The following is a 15,814-nucleotide window of genomic DNA, read 5'->3' on the forward strand; positions in this document are numbered from 1 at the left end:
CCCGGAACGTCATGATTAGGTTAGGCTCGCCTAATTGTGTCGAGCTTAGTTTCTCCCCTTGCCGCACACAAGGAGACCCGCATGGGCCTGACCGATACCGCCCCCGGCCACGGCGCCGGCCCGCAGGAGCCCTTCACCGCGTACGGACTGCCGGGCGCGCCCGGGTCCGGGGCGTTCTGGGCGGCGGCGGGAGCCCCCGCGTCGGTGCCCTCGGAGGACGGCGGCTGGACGACCCTGTTCCTGTGGCGCGGCTCTCCGGCGAGCGTCGTGTTCGAGAGCTGGTCGGAGCCGGTGGCGCTGCGCCGGTGGGCGGACACGGACTGCTGGTACGCGCAGGTCCGCATGCCCGCCCGGCTGCGGGTCACGTACGGGTTCCGCGCGGACGGCGCGCAGTGCGCCGACCCGTTCAATCCGGCCGGTGCGGGCGGCGACCGGTCGGTCGCCGCGACCCCGGACGCGCCGGCCCAGCCGTACTGGCCCGCCCTGGGCGCCGACGGGGTGTTCCCGCTGCCGGACACCCGGGTCCGCTGGACGAACGAGCGCCTCGGCGGGCGGCGCACCGTACGGGTCCACCCGGTGGGCGGCGGCGGCCCGGTGGTGCTGCTCCTCGACGGGGACGACTGGCTGTACCTGCATCCGGCCATGACGGCGTTCGACGCAGCCGTCGCGGACGGCGGCATGCCGCCCGTCACCCTCGTCTTCCTGCCGACGCGGGACCGGGAGGCCGAGTTCGGGTGCCGGCCCGAGCTGTGGGAGGCGGTACGGGACGAGCTGCTGCCGCTGGTGGCGCGGACGGGCCTGCCCGCGGACCCGGACCGTCTGGTGGTCGCCGGGCAGAGCCTCGGGGGCCTCAGCGCGATGTACGCGGCGCTGGAGTTCCCGGACCTGGTGTCCCGGGTCGCCTGCCAGTCCCCGTCCTTCTGGTGGGCGCCCGGCGCACCGGACCTCGCGGATCCGCTGGGCGGGCCGCTCGGCGGGGTGATCGCCGACCGGCTGCGCGAGCGCGACGACCTGTCGGGGCTGCGGGTCGCCTTCGACGTCGGGGAACACGAGACGCGGATGCTGCCGCACTGCGCCGTGGTCGAGACCCTGGCGGCCCGGGCCGGTGCGGCCGTACGCGTCTCGCGCTCCCCCTCCGCCCACGACCGCGCGGGCTGGCGCCACGCCCTGCTCAGGGACATCGCGTGGACGCTGGGCCCGCACCGGGCCGCCACCACCGCCGTCGAGCCTCCCCGTTGCGATGTCAGTCGTTGCCCGGAGCGGCCGTCCGGAGCGGCGCGGTCATAGGCCTGCTCATCTGGCCACCGCCAGACAGTAGTCCTCGTCGGTGGCGAGCAGGTTGCGGTGGGTGCCCTCGGCCGTGATGACGCCGTCGTCGAGGACCAGGACCCGGTCGGCGGTGTCCAGGAGGGCCGGGCTGCTCGTGATGACCACCGTGGTCCTGCCCCGGCGCAGCCGGGCGATGTTGCGGGCGATGAGCTGTTCGGTGACGGCGTCGACGGCCGTCGTCGGGTCGTGCAGGACCAGGACGTCGCTGTCCGCGGCCAGGGCCCGGGCCAGCGAGAGCCGTTGGCGCTGGCCGCCGGACAGGTTGGCGCCGCGGTCGCGGACGGCGTAGTCGAGGCCCTCCCGGTGGAGGGCGACGACGTCGGTCAGCATGGACGCCTCGACGGCCTCCGCGACCGTACGGCTGCGGCCCGACGGGTCGATGTTCGTGCGCAGGGTGCCCGCGAACACCTCGGCGTCGTAAGGGTTCACCAGCACGTGCTCGCGGACCGCCTCCACCGACAGCCCGCCGAACTCCTGCCCGCTCACCCGCACCACGCCCTCGTACGCGTGCGGCGGGACCCGCACGGCGAGGACGGCGGCGAGGTCGGCGGCGGCGCGCGGCTGGTAGGCGGCGACGGCCACGAACCCGCCCGCCGGGACGCGGAACTTCAGGCCGCGCAGGGCGCCGTGGCGGACGCCGTCGACTTCCAGGTCCCCGCCGGGGGCGGGGCGCCGCCGGCCGGGGACGGAGACCGGGGGCGCGGTCAGTACCAGAGCCATCCGCTCGGCCGAAGCCCTGGCCATCATCACGTACTTGGGCATGTCCGAGAACATCTTGAGCGGTTCCATGATGAACTGCGCCAGTCCGACGGCCATGACGAGTTCACCGATGCTGATACGGCCGTCGAACGCAAGCCGGCCGGCCGTCAGCGTCACCGCGACGGCCAGGGCCGCGTTGAGGGCGGCGGCCGTGCCCGCGTACGCGCCGTTCACCCCGGCGACGGTGACCGCCTGGCGCTTCGCCTCGGTGCTGACCGTCCGGTAGGACCGGAAGGCCGCGTGGTTGCCCCCGAAGCCGTGCAGCGGGCGCAGTCCGGTGATCAGGTCGGCGACCTTCGCCCCCGCCCGGGCCACCCGGGCCTGTTGTTCGCGGGTACTGGAGCCGATCCGCCGGGACATCACCGACAGGACCGACAGGATCGCGACGGTCCCGACGATGACCAGCAGACCGAGCCGCAGGTCGGCCAAACCCAGGGCGACGGCGGCCACCAGCACGGCGACCAGCGAGCTGATCAGCAGGGGCACCACCTCGATGATGTCGGCGGTCTGGTCGGCGTCCTCCGTGGCGATGGTCAGGACCTCGCCGGACTTGAGGTCGACGTCCCGGGCCACGGGCTGCAGTCCGCAGTCCGCGACCCGCACCCGCCAGCGGTGCGCCTCGGTCGTGTTGGCCTTCTGCAGGATGCGCATGCCGAACCGCCAGGACAGCGAGACCGTCGTGATGATCACGGCCAGCGCGGCGATCGACAGGGCCAGGGCGCCGGGGGCCCGGTCCCGCATGGTGTGCTCGACGATCAGGCCGAGCGCGATGGGGAAGGCGGTCTCCCCGGCCTGGTACAGGCCCATGAGGACGGTGCCCCAGGCCATGGCGCCGACGTTGCGGCGCAGCGCGGTGCGCAGGATCTCGGACCCCGAACGGGGCCGCTGCGTGTCAGGAGTTGTCATCGAGGTGGCGGGCAATCGCTTCCGGGGTTCGCAGGGTGAACAGATCGCGGATCGTGATCACTGGACCGTACTCCCGGCGGAGCAGCCCGATCAGCCGCACCGCCAGCATGGAGTGTCCGCCGAGGGAGACGAAGTCGCCCACCGCACTCACCTCGTCGTCGTCCAGGTCGAGTGCCTCGGCGAAGAACGCGCAGACCACGGTTTCCGTCCCGGTCCGCGGGCCGCGTTCGCCCGCCGTGGTCAGCGCGCCCAGCGGCCGGGCCTCGGGCAGGGCCCTGGTGTCGGCCTTGCCGTTGACCGTGAGCGGGATCGCGTCGACCCGGGCGTAGTGCGTCGGGCGCAGGAAGTCGGGCAGCGCACCGCCCACGTCGGCGGCGACCGTCGCCAGGTCGGAGCCGTCCAGTACGAGGTAGGCGGCCAGCCGGTACGCGCCGTCGACCTGCGGGTCGGGCTGGGCGACGGCGGCGGCGAACCGGACGGCCGGGTGTGCGGTGAACGCGGCCTCCACCTCGCCCGGTTCGACGCGGTGCCCCCGGATCTTGACCTGCTGGTCGGTGCGGCCCAGGTAGGCCAGGTTCCCGTCGGGCCGCCGCGCCACCAGATCACCGGTGCGGTACATGCGCTCGCCGGGTCCGCCGAACGGGCAGGCGACGAAGCGGTGCGCGGTCTGGGCGGGTTGCCCGAGGTAGCCGCGCGCGATGCCGATGCCCGCCACGTACAACTCGCCCGGGACGCCGTCCGGGAGGGGGCGCAGCCACGGGTCCAGGACGTAGACGTCGGTGTTGTCGATGGGCACGCCCACCACCGGGTCCGCGCATTCGAAGGTGCCGACGCCGAGGGTGTTGATGGTGTACTCGGTGGGCCCGTAGAGGTTGTAGCCGGCCGTGCCGTCGGTCTCCGCGAGTCGCTGCCACAGGGTGGGCGTGACGGCCTCGCCGCCGAGCAGGACGAGGGCCGGGCGCCGCTCCGGGTCGTCGAGCAGGCCCTCGGCCACCAGTTGCCGGGCGTAGGTCGGGGTCACGTTGATGACGTCGATGCCGTGCCGGAGGCAGTACGCGACGAGCCGGGGGGCGTCGCGGCGCAGTTCTTCGTCGCAGATGTGCACCTCGTGGCCGTCGGCGAGCCACAGGAGCTCCTCCCACGACATGTCGAAGGCGAACGACACGGTGTGGGCGATCCGGAAGACCCGGTGGCCGTGGTCGGCCAGTACCGGTTCGAAGATCCGACGCTGGTGGTTGACCAGCATGTTGGTGAGGCCCGCGTACTCGGTCACGACGCCCTTGGGCCGGCCGGTCGATCCGGAGGTGTAGATCGTGTAGGCGGGGTGGCGCAGGCGTTGGGGGTCGTCGGGGGCGAAGGTGGTGAACGGTTCGGCGGCGGGCAGGGGCCGGTCCAGTTCGATCAGGTCGCCCGGGAGCCGGTCCAGCCGGGGGGACACCGCGCCGACGGTGAGGATCACCTCGGGGCGGGCGTCCGCGACGATCGCGGCGATCCGTTCGTCGGGGTGGTCCAGTTCCAGCGGCACGTACGCGGCGCCCGTGCGCAGTACGGCGAAGAGCGCCACGATCGCGTCGAGCGAGCGGGGTACGGCGAGGCCCACGGTGCTCTCGGGGCCGATGCCGCGTCCGGCGAGGACTCCGGCCAGGGCGCGGCTGCGGTCGCGCAGTCCGGCGAAGGTCATGGTGTGTCCGTGGGCGACGAGGGCGGTGCGTCCGGGGGCGCGGTCGGCCGCCCGGTCGAAGCGGTCGACGACGGTGTCCGTGCCGATGTCGGTGCGTTCGGCGCGCCCGGGCGTCGGCGCGAGGCCCCGCAGTGCGCCGACCGGTCCCGTGGCGCGGGCCAGGTCGTCGAGGAGGCGCAGGTAGTCGTCCAGGAGCCGGCGGGCGGCCGGGGTGTCGTGGTCGCGGTACTCCAGTTTCACCGTGAGCCGCTCGCCCGGGGTGACGACCCAGGTGTACGGGTAGTGCGTGGAGTCGTCGGCGCGGACGGCGGTGATGCCGTGGCGGGCGTTCATCTCGGCTAAGGCGTCCAGGTCCAGGAAGTTCTGGAGGACGAAGAGGTTGTCGAAGAGCGTGTCGTGTCCGCCGGCCCGCTGGATCTCGCCGAGCCCGACGTGTTCGTGCTCCATCGCCTCGACCCTGCGGGACTGCACGGCCGACAGGTACTCCCGGACGGTGTCGCCGGGCCGGGCCCGGGTCCACAGGGGCACGGTGTTGAGCAGGACGCCGACGATGCCGTCGAGGCCTTCGCCCTCGCGGCCGGAGACGGTCACGCCGAACACGGCGTCGCCGCGGCCCGTCCGGGCGCCGAGCAGCAGGCCGAAGGCGCCGGTCAGCACCGAGTTCAGGGTGACGCCATGGCTGCGGGCGGCGTCCCGCAGCAGCTGCGACCGTTCGGCGTCGAGCGTGTGGACGAGGGTGCGGGGCGGGCCGTCGGCGAGGGCGGGCGCCGGTCCGGCGAGCAGCGTCGGGCCGGGCAGGCCGGCGAGGTGCCGGGCCCAGAACCGTTCCGCCTCGGCGGGGTCCTTGGTGGCGAGGGCCCGGGCGTGGTCCTCGAAGCTCGGGGTGGCCGGGGCGGGCACCGTCAAGGGTCCCGCCAGGGCGGTCTCGTAGGCGTCGAAGAGGTCGCGGAGCACGATCTGTCGGGACCAGCCGTCCCACAGCAGGAGGTGGTAGCTGAGCAGCAGGCCGTCGCGGCCGTCCGGGCGGCGGACGACGGTCAGCCTGATCAACGGCGGCCGGCCCGTGTCGAATCCGGTGTCGCGGTCGCGGGCCAGCAGGGCGTCGACCTCGGCGTCCGTGGCGAGGTCGAGCGTGCGGACGTCGACGCGCCGGCCGGCCGCGAGGACCTGTACGGCGTTGCCGTCGTCGTCGGTGGTGAAGCCGGCGCCCACCGACGGGTGGCGGGCCATCACCCAGCTCATCGCCTCGGCGAGGGCGCCGGTGTCCAGGCGCCGGTCGAAGGTGAACCAGCTCTGCGCGACGTAGTGCCCGGCCGGTCCGGCCAGCTGGGCCTGGAAGAACAGGCCGCGCTGGAGCGGGGTGACCGGCGCGGTGCGCTCGGCGGTCGTGGAGGCCCGCGCGATGTGTTCCAGGGCGTCGCGCCAGTGCCCGGTGATCTCGTCGGGGACGCCCGCGGCGAGGGTGAAGACGGCATGCAGGCGGCCGGTGGCCGCGTCCGTCCAGGCGTTGACCTCGACGGCATAGGGGCTGCTGTCCCGGTCGCCGCCGCTGATGTGCAGGGCCTGTGACTCCTCGCCCCGGCCGAGGTAGTTGAACAGCACCTGCGGGTGGGCGTCCAGGAGCGGGGCGGTCTGGGGGTCGAGGTAGCGGAGCCGGCCGTAGGCGCGGTGGGCGCGCTCGTCCGGGCGGCGCGCGGCGACCTCGCGGGCCGCGGCGACCGGGTCGGTGTGGGCGGTGAGCCGGACGGGCGCGATGGAGGTGAACCAGCCGACCGTACGGGTGTAGTCGTGGTGGGGCAGTACGGGGTCGCGGCCGTGCCGCTCCAGGTCGACGGCGAGGTCGGTGGGCGCGGGCTGGACGCGGGTCAGTGCGGTGCGCAGGGCGCCGCACAGCAGTTCGGTGAGCCCGATGCCGAGGGCGGCGGGAGCGGTGCGGGTGAGGAGGTCGCTCACGTCGGGCGGGAGCACGACCTGGGTGTCGCGGGGGGCCCGGACGGCGGGGAGCACCGGGGGCGCCTGGAGGGTGGTGATCCAGTGCGCGAGGTCGTCGTCGGCGGGCCGGGCCGCCGGGTCGGTCAGGGCCCGCGCGTACTCGGCGTACGAGGTGGTCGGCGGCGCCGGGGGCGTTCCCCGCAGGGCGTCGGCCAGGTCGTCCAGCAGGATCAGCCAGGACACCGTGTCGACGGCGAGGTGGTGCACGGCGACGACCAGGGTGCGGCTCGCCTCCAGCCACGAGAACGCGATGACGTCGCCGGTCTGCGGGTCGAGGCGGCCGGCGGCCTCGTCGGCCGCGGTGGCGGGGTCGGTGGTGTCCGCGCGGACGACGGCGACCGGCCGGGCGGGTTCGGTCCGCAGGGTCCATACGCCGTGCTCGACGTGCAGCCTCAGCCGCAGGGCGGAGTGGGCGGCGACCACGGCGTTCGCGGCGCGCTCGGCGTCGACGAGTCCGGCGCCTTCGGGGGCGGTCACGGCGCGGGCCTGGGCGAACCGGTCCAGGGAGCCGCCCAGCCGGCGCAGGCGCAGGACGATCGGGGTCGGGGCGAGTGGGCCGTCCTCGGGGGTGGCCGGCGCGGTGGCGGGGGCGGGCGCCGCGGCGGTCGGTGCGCTCGTGGCCAGGTGGGCGGCGAGGGCGCGCGGGGTCCTGAGCAGGAACACGTCTCGGGGCGAGATCTTGAGGCCGAGGGCCCGGGCCCGGTTGACGACGGTGATGGCGAGGATGCTGTCGCCGCCCGCACGGAAGAAGTCGCAGTCGCCGTCCACGGCGGTGCCGGGCAGGGTGTCGGCGAAGACGGCGGTCAGGGCGGTGAGCGCGGTGTCCTGCGCCGTCACGCGTGCGGCGACGGTGTCGTCCTCCGCTGCGGCCCGGGTGGCGCGTTCGGCGAGGGCCGCACGGTCCAGTTTGCCGTTCACCGTCAGCGGCAGCGCGTCGGCCGGGAGCACCCGGGCGGGCACCATGTGCGCGGGCAGCTTCGCCGCGAGCGCGCCCGCGAGGTCGTCCGGCACCCGGCCCACGACGTGGGCGACGAGGTGGTCGCCGCTGTCCGCCACCGTGACGGCGGCGTCGACGACGCCGTCGAGTTCCCGGATCGCGGCCTCCACCTCGCCCGGCTCGATGCGGTAGCCCTTGAGCTGCACCTGGTCGTCGGCGCGGCCGGCGAACTCCAGCTCGCCGTCGAGCGTACGGCGCGCGAGATCGCCGGTGTGGTACATGCGGGCGCCGCCGCCCGCGAACGGGTCCGCGACGAAGCGGCCGGCGGTGAGCCCCGGCCGGCCCAGGTAGCCGAGCGAGACCTGTTCGCCGGCGACGTAGATGGCACCCACCCGGCCGGGCGGCACCGGCCGGAGCCGGTCGTCGAGCAGATGGGTGACCAGGCCGGGGATCGGGCCGCCGATCGGGCTCGCGGCGGCGCCGCCGCGTGCGAAGTCCTCGTCGGTCAGGACCCGGTGGGTGACGTGCACGGTGGTCTCGGTGATGCCGTACATGTTGACGAGCTCGGGCGAGGCGGTGCCGTGCCGCTCGACCCAGCCGCGCAGCCGCCCCAGGTCCAGCGCCTCGCCGCCGAAGACGATCCGGCGCAGGGCGGGGAGCGGCTCGGCGGCGTGCCGGTCGGCCTCGATGAACCGGTAGAAGGCGGAGGGGGTCTGGTTGAGGACGGTGACGCCGCGTTCGCGCACCAGGCGGTGGAAGTCGACCGGGGAGCGGGTCAGGGCGTAGTCGGGCACCAGCAGCTCGGCGCCGTGGACGAGGGCGCCCCACAGCTCCCACACCGCGAAGTCGAAGGAGTACGAGTGGAACTGGACCCACACGTCGTGCGGGCCGGAGTCCATGTCGGCGCGGGTGTTGGCGAGCAGGGCCACCACGGCGGAGTGCGGGACGACGACGCCCTTGGGTCGGCCGGTGGAGCCGGAGGTGTAGATGACGTACGCGGGGTCGGCCGGGCCGGCCGCACGACCGGTGGTGGCGGGGGGTCCGTCCCGAGTGGGCCGGGGCAGCGGCTCGCCCTGGACGAGTACGCGGGCGGGAACCCCCGCCCGCCCCAGCAGCCGGGTGAAGCGGTCGCGCTGTCCCGGGCCGACGAGGACGACCTGCGGGGCGGCGTCGGCGAGGACGTACTCCAGCCGGTCGTCGGGGTGCGCGAGGTCCAGCGGTACGTAGGCGCCGCCGGCGGTGACGGCGGCGACGAGGGCGACGACCTGTTCCAGGGAGCGCGGGACGGCGACGGCGACGCGCTCGCCGGGGCCGACGCCCGCGGCGCGCAGGGTGGCGGCCAGTTCGTCGCGGGCCGACGCCAGTTCGGCGTAGGTCAGGGAGCGGGTGGCGCCGTCGAGGGCGCACTGCGTGACGGCGGTGGCGGCCGGGTCGCGGCGTGCGGCGGCGTCGAAGAGGGCGGCCAGGGTGGTCGGGGCGGTGGTCGCGGCGGTGGTCCGGGCCGGAGGCCGGGCGGGGTCCGGTGCCAGGTCGTCGACGAGGGCGTCCGGCCGGGTGAGGAGGGCGGTGAGGATCCGGGTGAAGGAGGCCAGGAGCGTGCGGGCGCCGGCCTCCCGCAGGAGGGTGCCGTCGTGGATCAGGTTGAAGCGGGGCCGGCCGTCGCGGGTGCGCTCCGCCACGAGCGTCAGCGGATAGTGCGGGGCGCCCTCGTTGACCACGGCGGTGATGACCAGTGAGTGGCCGGGGCAGCGCAGGGCGGCGGTGTCGGTCGCGACGTCGAAGACCACCAGGGTGTCGAACAGCGGGCCGGTGCCGGCGTGGCGGCCGGTACGGGTCAGGGAGACGTGCTGGTGCGGCAGGACGGCGCTCTGGTGCTCGCGTACCGAGGCGAGCAGCTCCCGGGCCGTGGTGGTGGCGGTCCAGCGGGCGCGGACGGGGATGGTGTTGATGAACAGGCCGGCCATGTCCTCGATGCCCGGCACGTTCGCGTCGCGCCCGGACACCGTGGAGCCGAAGACGACGTCGCGGCCGTGCAGGACGCTGCCGAGGACCACCGCCCAGGCGCTGTGCACGGCCACGCTGAGGGGCACTCCGGCCGACCGGACGGCCCCGTCGAGGTCGTGGCCGTCGAGGTCGACGGCCGTGTCGGCGAACCGGTCGGACGGGGTGTGCCCCTCGGCGACCAGTGAGGGGCCGGGCAGGCCGGCGAGCTGTTCGCGCCACACCCGGTCGCTCTCGTCCTCGTCCCGCTCGGCGAGCCGGCGCACGTAGTCGGTGAAGCCGCCGACCGGGTGGACGGTGCCCGGTGCGTGGTATTCGGCGAGGAGCGTGCGGAGCATCGGCGGTACCGACCAGCCGTCGGCGACGATGTGGTGCACGGTCTGCACCAGGACGCTGCGGCCGGTTCCCGCCCGGACGAGGGTGTACCGCATGAGTGGGCCGGCGGCCAGGTCGAATCCGGCGCGGCGGTCCTGTTCGGCGAGGTCGCGGAGCTCGTCGTCGGTGATGCCGGGCCGGTCCAGGACGGTGAAGGGGGCCTCGGTGCCGCCGTCGAGCACGGAGACGACGCGGCCGTCGGTCAGCGGGGTGAAGCGGGCGGCAAGGTTGGGGAAGACGGCGAGCAGGCGGGTGGCCGCGGCCGCGAGCCGGCTGGCGTCGGCCTCTCCCTCCAGGGTGAGCAGCTGCTGTTCGACGTAGCGGCCCGTGGAGTCGTCGTCGTAGACGGAGTGGAAGTAGAGGCCTTCCTGGAGGGGGGTCATCGGCAGGACGTCGCGCAGGCCGGGGCCGTCCAGGGTGTCGACGTCGGCCTGGGTGAGGGCGACCAGGGGGAAGTCGCTGGGTGTGTGGCCACCGCGGTCGAGTGCGGCGATCGCGGTGAGGGTCTCCCGGTAGTACGCGCAGATGGCGGCGACGTCGTCGTCGGTGAGCAGCCCGTCGGGCCAGGACAGGGTGGTGGCCAGGCGGTGGGCGCCACGCGGGTCCGGTTCGGCGATGGCGTTGAACTCCAGGACGCGGGGCAGCCGCATCCGCGGATCCCGCCGCTCGCCCAACTGGCTCGTGGATCGGGCGAGTTGCCAGTCGGCGGTGGAGCCCGCGTCGAAGCGGCCGAGGTAGTTGAAGAGTACCTGTGGTGCGGGCGCGTCGAACCGGGCGCCGGCCAGGTGGCGCAGGACGCCGTACGAGAGGCCGTTCCTCGGGACGCGGGCGAGGTCTTCCTTGACCGTCTTGAGAGCGGCCGTGAGGTACCCGGGGTCCGTGGGGTCGGCCGCCGGGCCGGGGTCGACGGTGACGGGGAAGAGCGTGGTGAACCAGCCGACGGTCCGGGACAGTTCGGGGTCGAAGCCGGCGGCGTCGGCCACGAAGCGTGCTTCGCGGCCGTGGCCCTCCAGTTCGACGTGGGCGAAGGTCTGGTCCTGGCCGAGGTCGCGGCGCCACCGGGCGAGGGTGACGGCGAGCCCGGTCAGCAGCACGTCGTTGACCCCCGCGTGGAACCTGGCGGGGACGTCGCCGAGCAGGGCGGCGGTGACGTCGGGTCCGACCGTGACGGTCCTGGTCCGCTCCCGGGCCACGGTGTCGGCGGGTCGGAGCGCGCGCCGGCCCAGGGGCGCGTCCGTTCCGGGCAGGGCGCGCGCGTAGTGGGCGCGGTCGTCGTCGAACGGCGCCCGCTCCAGCAGCTGGGTCCACCGGCGGAACGAGGTGCCCACCGGCGGCAGTCGGACCGGCTCGCCGACGGCGTACGCGTGCCACGCGGCTGCGAGGTCCTCCATCAGGATCCGCCAGGACACCCCGTCGACGACGACGTGGTGGGCGACGAGGACGAGCTGTCGGGCTTCGCGGCGCCACACGGCGCGCAGCATGACGCCGCGCTCCGGGTCCAGCGCCCCGGTGGCGAGGGCCACGCACGCGTCGAGCGGCCGGTCGCTCTCCTGCCACCCGGCGGCGGTGCGGTCCGCCGGGGCGGGGACGTCGAAGCTCCAGTGGTCGCCGCGCACGAGCCGGGCGCGCAGCATGTCGTGGCGTTCGACGAGGGCGGCGAGGACCGTGTCGAGGGCGACGGCGGTCAGGTCCGCGGGGGTGTTCAGCACGACGGACTGGACGAAGCCGTCGACGGCGTCGGTGGTCTCGCCGAGCCAGCGCACGACGGGCGATCCCGTGACGGGGCCGGTCGCGACGTCGTCGTGGTCCGCGGCGGAGGTGCCGGCGGGGGTCGCGACCGCGGCGAGCGCGCCGATCACGCTGTGGGTGAAGATCTGCCGCGGGGTGACGTGGAGGCCTTCCCTGCGCAGCGCGCCCAGCAGCGAGATGGCGAGCAGGCTGTCGCCGCCGAGCCGGAAGAAGTCCTGGTCGACGCCGACCGCGTCCAGCCGCAGCAGCGTCGCGACCGCGGTGCACACCAGGCGCTCGTTGTCGGTGACGGGCCGCGCGAGCGGGCCCGTGCCGGTGCCGGGCTCGGGGAGCGCGCCGCGGTCGAGCTTGCCGTTGGCGGTGAGCGGGAACTCCGTCATGACGACGATGCGGGCGGGCACCATGTACGCGACCATGTGCGCCGCGGCCCAGTCCGCGACCTCCTCCGCCCGGAGGTCCTCGGCTCCGGCGGCGGGGATGACGTAGCCGACGAGGTAGGTGCCTCCGGCGGTGTTCTCCTTCGCGACGACGCAGCTGTGGCGGACGCGCGGGTGCTCCGCGAGGCCGGCCTCGACGTCCTCGATCTCCAGGCGCATGCCGCGGATCTTGACCTGGTTGTCGGCCCGGCCGAGGAAGTCCAGCGTCCCGTCCGGGGCGTACCGGGCGAGGTCACCGGTCCGGTAGAGGCGGGAGCCGTCGGCGGCGAAGGGGTTGGCGACGAACCGGGAGGCCGTCAGGCCGGGGGCGCCCGCGTATCCGCGGCCGAGCAGGAAGCCGCCCACGTACAGCTCTCCCCCGACGCCGGTGGGGACCGGGCGCAGCTCGTCGTCGAGGACGTAGAGCTGGGTGTTGGGGTTGGCCCGGCCGATCGAGGTGGACAGGCGTTCCGCCGCGCCCCGGTAGATGACGTGGGAGACGCCGATGGTCGTCTCGGCCGGTCCGTAGCCGTGGTACATGGGTATGTCGAGCCGGGCGCGGAACCGCTCGTACAGCTCCGGGGTCAGTACTTCGCCGCCGCACCACACGTGCCGCAGGCTGTCGAGGCGGCCGGAGTCTGCGGCGATCTCCAGCAGGACGTCCAGCATGGAGGAGACCAGGTAAGTGAAGGTGACGCGCTGCTCGGCGATCACGCCGAGGAGGTGGTGCGGGTCGCGTTCGCCCCCGGGGCGCAGCACCACCAGGCGGCCGCCGGACACCAGCGGCAGGAAGATCTCGTTGATGGAGATGTCGAAGGACAGGGGTGCCTTGAACAGCGAGGCGTCGTCGTGGCCGAAGCCGAGGATCTCGTCGACCTGCCAGAGCAGGCGTTCGCTGATCGCCTCGTGGCGGATCATGGCGCCCTTGGGCCTGCCGGTGGAGCCGGAGGTGAAGATGACGTAGGCGAGGGCGTCGCCGGGGGTGGTGATGTCGGGGCCACCGCCGGGGCGGGCGCCGTGGCGCCAGTCGCCGAGGTCGACGGCGACGGCGGCCGGTTCGCCGGGGTCGTGTTCCCCGGTGCGGTTGAGCTGGAGCGCGACGCCCGCGTCCTCGATGACGACGGCCCTGCGGGCGGCGGGCCACTGCGGGTCGAGGGGTACGAACGCGGCGCCGGCCCGGAGCACGCCGAGGAGTGCGACCACCATGTCGGCGGAGCGGGCGAGGGAGATGCCGATGACCTGTTCGGGGGCGGCGCCGCGGTCGAGGAGTGCGTGGGCCAGCTGGCTGGAGAGTTCGGCGACCTGGCCGTACGTGAGGGAGCGGTGCTCGTCGACCACGGCGACGGCGTCGGGGCGGGTGCGGGCCTGTTCGCGGAACATGTCCACGATGGTCGGGCGGGCCCGGTCCGCGCCGTTGTCGTTCCAGCGGGCCAGGGTCTCCAGGCGTTCGGTGACGCTGGAGGGGGCGATGGTGCCGAGGGGCCGGTCGGGGAAGTCGGCCAGGTCGTCCAGGGCGAGTTGGGCGTCGGCCGCCGGGACGCCGTCGGGGAGGGCGATGCTGCGGGAGTCCGCGCCGATCTCCCAGCCGGCCGTGGTGCCGCCGCCGTGGTCGACCCAGCCGAGGACGTCGGCGAAGAGGGTGGCGGGGGTGAGGTCCATGCCTTCGGGGCTGCGGCCCGTGGCCCAGTACGCCAGCCCGATCGCGCACGCCGCGGTGATGGTCCGGTCGCGATGGTCGCCCGTGCGCCGGCGTAATCCGGCCAGGCGTGTGGGAGAAAGCCGTACGAGACGAGCGGTCGGTTCCGTCATCGAAGACTCAACGCCCCTTCATGTCCGCTGGTCGTCCCACCCGGGCCGGGGGGACCAGGCCCAGGCAGTGCTTCAACTTCCCTCGCGCCAGGCGCGCCACAGGTGCGCGTAGCGGCCACCCAGGGCCACCAGTTCCTCGTGCGTTCCGTGTTCCACGACGCGGCCGGCGTCGAGCACGGCGATCCGGTCCGCCGCCATGGCCTGGGTCAGCCGGTGCGCGACGAACAGGGTGGTGCGGCCCGCGCACGCGGCGCGCACGGCCCGCTCCAGCTCGGCCGCGCCCTCACTGCCCGCCTCGGCCGTGGACTCGTCGAGCACCACCACGGGTGAGCGGGCCAGTACCAGCCGGGCGAGGGCGATCTGGGCGACCTTGGTGACGTCGAGGCGTTCGCCTCCTTCCCCGACCGGCGTCCGCAGCCCGTCGGGGAGTGCGTCCACCCAGCCGTCGGCGCCGACCGTGCGCAGGGCGTCGGCCAGTTGGGCGTCGGTGGCCTGCGGTGCGGCCAGCCTCAGGTCGTCGGCGAGCGGTCCGGAGAACACGTGCGTCTCCTGCGTCAGGATGCTCACCAGGGCCCGCGCGCCGGCCTCGTCCAGACCGGCGAGATCGGTGGGGCCGATGCGCACCGAGCCTGCCTGTGGTGTTCCGATGCCGGCGATCAGGGCGGCCAGGGTGGACTTGCCGGCGCCGGTCGCCCCGACCAGGGCGAGCGAGCCGCCGGCCGGAATGGCCAGGTCGACGTCCTGGAGGACCGGCTGTTCGGTGCCGGGGTAGCCGAAGGTCAGGCCTTTGACGGTCACCGGCTGCGGTGCGCCGGACGCCGGTTCGACGGCGGGGGCGCCGACCAGCCGGTCCTGCGCGTCCTCGCCGAGGACGCCGACCAGCCGGGTGAGGCTCGCGCCGGACTTCTGCGCCTCGTCGAAGGTGAACATGATGGAGCCCAGCGGGGTGAAGAGCCGGTGGAAGAGGAGCGGGGCCGCCGATACCTCGCCCAGGGTGGCGGCGTCGGCCTCCAGCAGGGCGTAGCCCACCACGATGATGAGGACCAGTCCGATGAACTCGGCCCGGTTCTCGCGGCCGACGAACCGGCCGAAGAGCCGGAACACCTCGATGCCGAGCTCGCGGACGCGCCAGGACTCGGTGGTGACCTTCTCGCGTACGGCCCCCTCCAGGCGGTAGGCGCGCACGGTGTCGATCCCGTTCAGTCCGCTGATCAGCGCCTGTGCGCGGTCCGCCTGGACGGCCCGCTGCTGCTTGTAGAGCGGGGCGGAGCGGGGCAGGTACCAGCGCAGGGCGAGGGCGTAGGCGGGCAGCGCGCCGGCGCCCGCGAGGCCGAGCCGCCAGTCGAGGCCGAACATGCCGAGGGTGGCGATGACGACCAGCACGCCCGCCGAGAACACGGTGGGGACGGCCGTGCGGATGCCCCGGGAGAGCACGGCCACGTCGTCGCCGACGCGGGACAGCACGTCGCCCCGGCCGACCTGTTCGATGCGGGCGCTCGGCATCCCCAGTACGGCCCGGACGGCGCCTTCGCGCAGCCGCGCGAGGAGGTCGGCGCCGAGCCGCCCGACCAGGTAGGTGGACAGGGCGGTGGCCGCCGCACCGAGGAGCGCGGCGGCCACCATCAGCACGCCCGTGGTGACCAGGACGGAGCGCGGCCCGCCCGCGACCACCCCGTCGACGACCCGGCCCAGCAGGAGCAGCGGGAGCACCTGGAGGGCTGCGCCCGCCACCGTCGTCAGGACGGTGGCGGCCGTCAGCCAGGGCACCTCGCGGCAGTGCGCGGCGACCCAGCGGGTGGCCTCGCGCCCGGTGGTCGTGCGCAGGGTGGCCGGCGCGACGAGCGTGTCCGTGGCGCTCAC

Annotated in this window: 4 protein-coding genes; 1 reads left to right on the plus strand and 3 read right to left on the minus strand. The window is 74.6% G+C overall.

Annotated features, from left to right (window positions below):
* The first annotated feature begins 81 nt into the window (after positions 1-81).
* Complete coding sequence (locus tag AC2RP6_RS05535; RefSeq protein ID WP_486445137.1) at positions 82-1,287, plus strand: alpha/beta hydrolase-fold protein; 1,206 nt, start codon at positions 82-84, stop codon at positions 1,285-1,287.
* Positions 1,288-1,293: 6 nt separating this feature from the next.
* Here the strand turns inward: AC2RP6_RS05535 and AC2RP6_RS05540 are convergent, their stop codons facing one another.
* The 3 genes from AC2RP6_RS05540 to AC2RP6_RS05550 all read right to left on the minus strand — a co-directional run bounded on the left by AC2RP6_RS05540 (position 1,294) and on the right by AC2RP6_RS05550 (position 15,814).
* Complete coding sequence (locus tag AC2RP6_RS05540) at positions 1,294-2,994, minus strand: ABC transporter transmembrane domain-containing protein (protein ID WP_486445138.1); 1,701 nt, start codon at positions 2,992-2,994, stop codon at positions 1,294-1,296.
* On the minus strand, positions 2,981-13,954 hold the full coding sequence (locus tag AC2RP6_RS05545) for a non-ribosomal peptide synthetase (RefSeq protein ID WP_486445139.1): 10,974 nt from the start codon (positions 13,952-13,954) through the stop codon (positions 2,981-2,983). The genes AC2RP6_RS05540 and AC2RP6_RS05545 overlap by 14 nt, the downstream gene beginning before the upstream one ends.
* A 72-nt stretch (positions 13,955-14,026) precedes the next feature.
* Entirely contained in the window at positions 14,027-15,814 is a 1,788-nt protein-coding gene (locus AC2RP6_RS05550; RefSeq protein WP_486445140.1) for an ABC transporter ATP-binding protein, read from the minus strand.

This window comes from Streptomyces sp. WAC03905 (genome assembly GCF_057371075.1).

Excerpts from the sequence above, each read along its gene's own strand:
- AC2RP6_RS05540 (WP_486445138.1), bottom strand. The coding sequence starts at position 2,994 with ATGACAACTCCTGACACGCAGCGGCCCCGTTCGGGGTCCGAGATCCTG.
- AC2RP6_RS05535 (WP_486445137.1), top strand. The coding sequence starts at position 82 with ATGGGCCTGACCGATACCGCCCCCGGCCACGGCGCCGGCCCGCAGGAG.
- AC2RP6_RS05545 (WP_486445139.1), bottom strand. The coding sequence starts at position 13,954 with ATGACGGAACCGACCGCTCGTCTCGTACGGCTTTCTCCCACACGCCTG.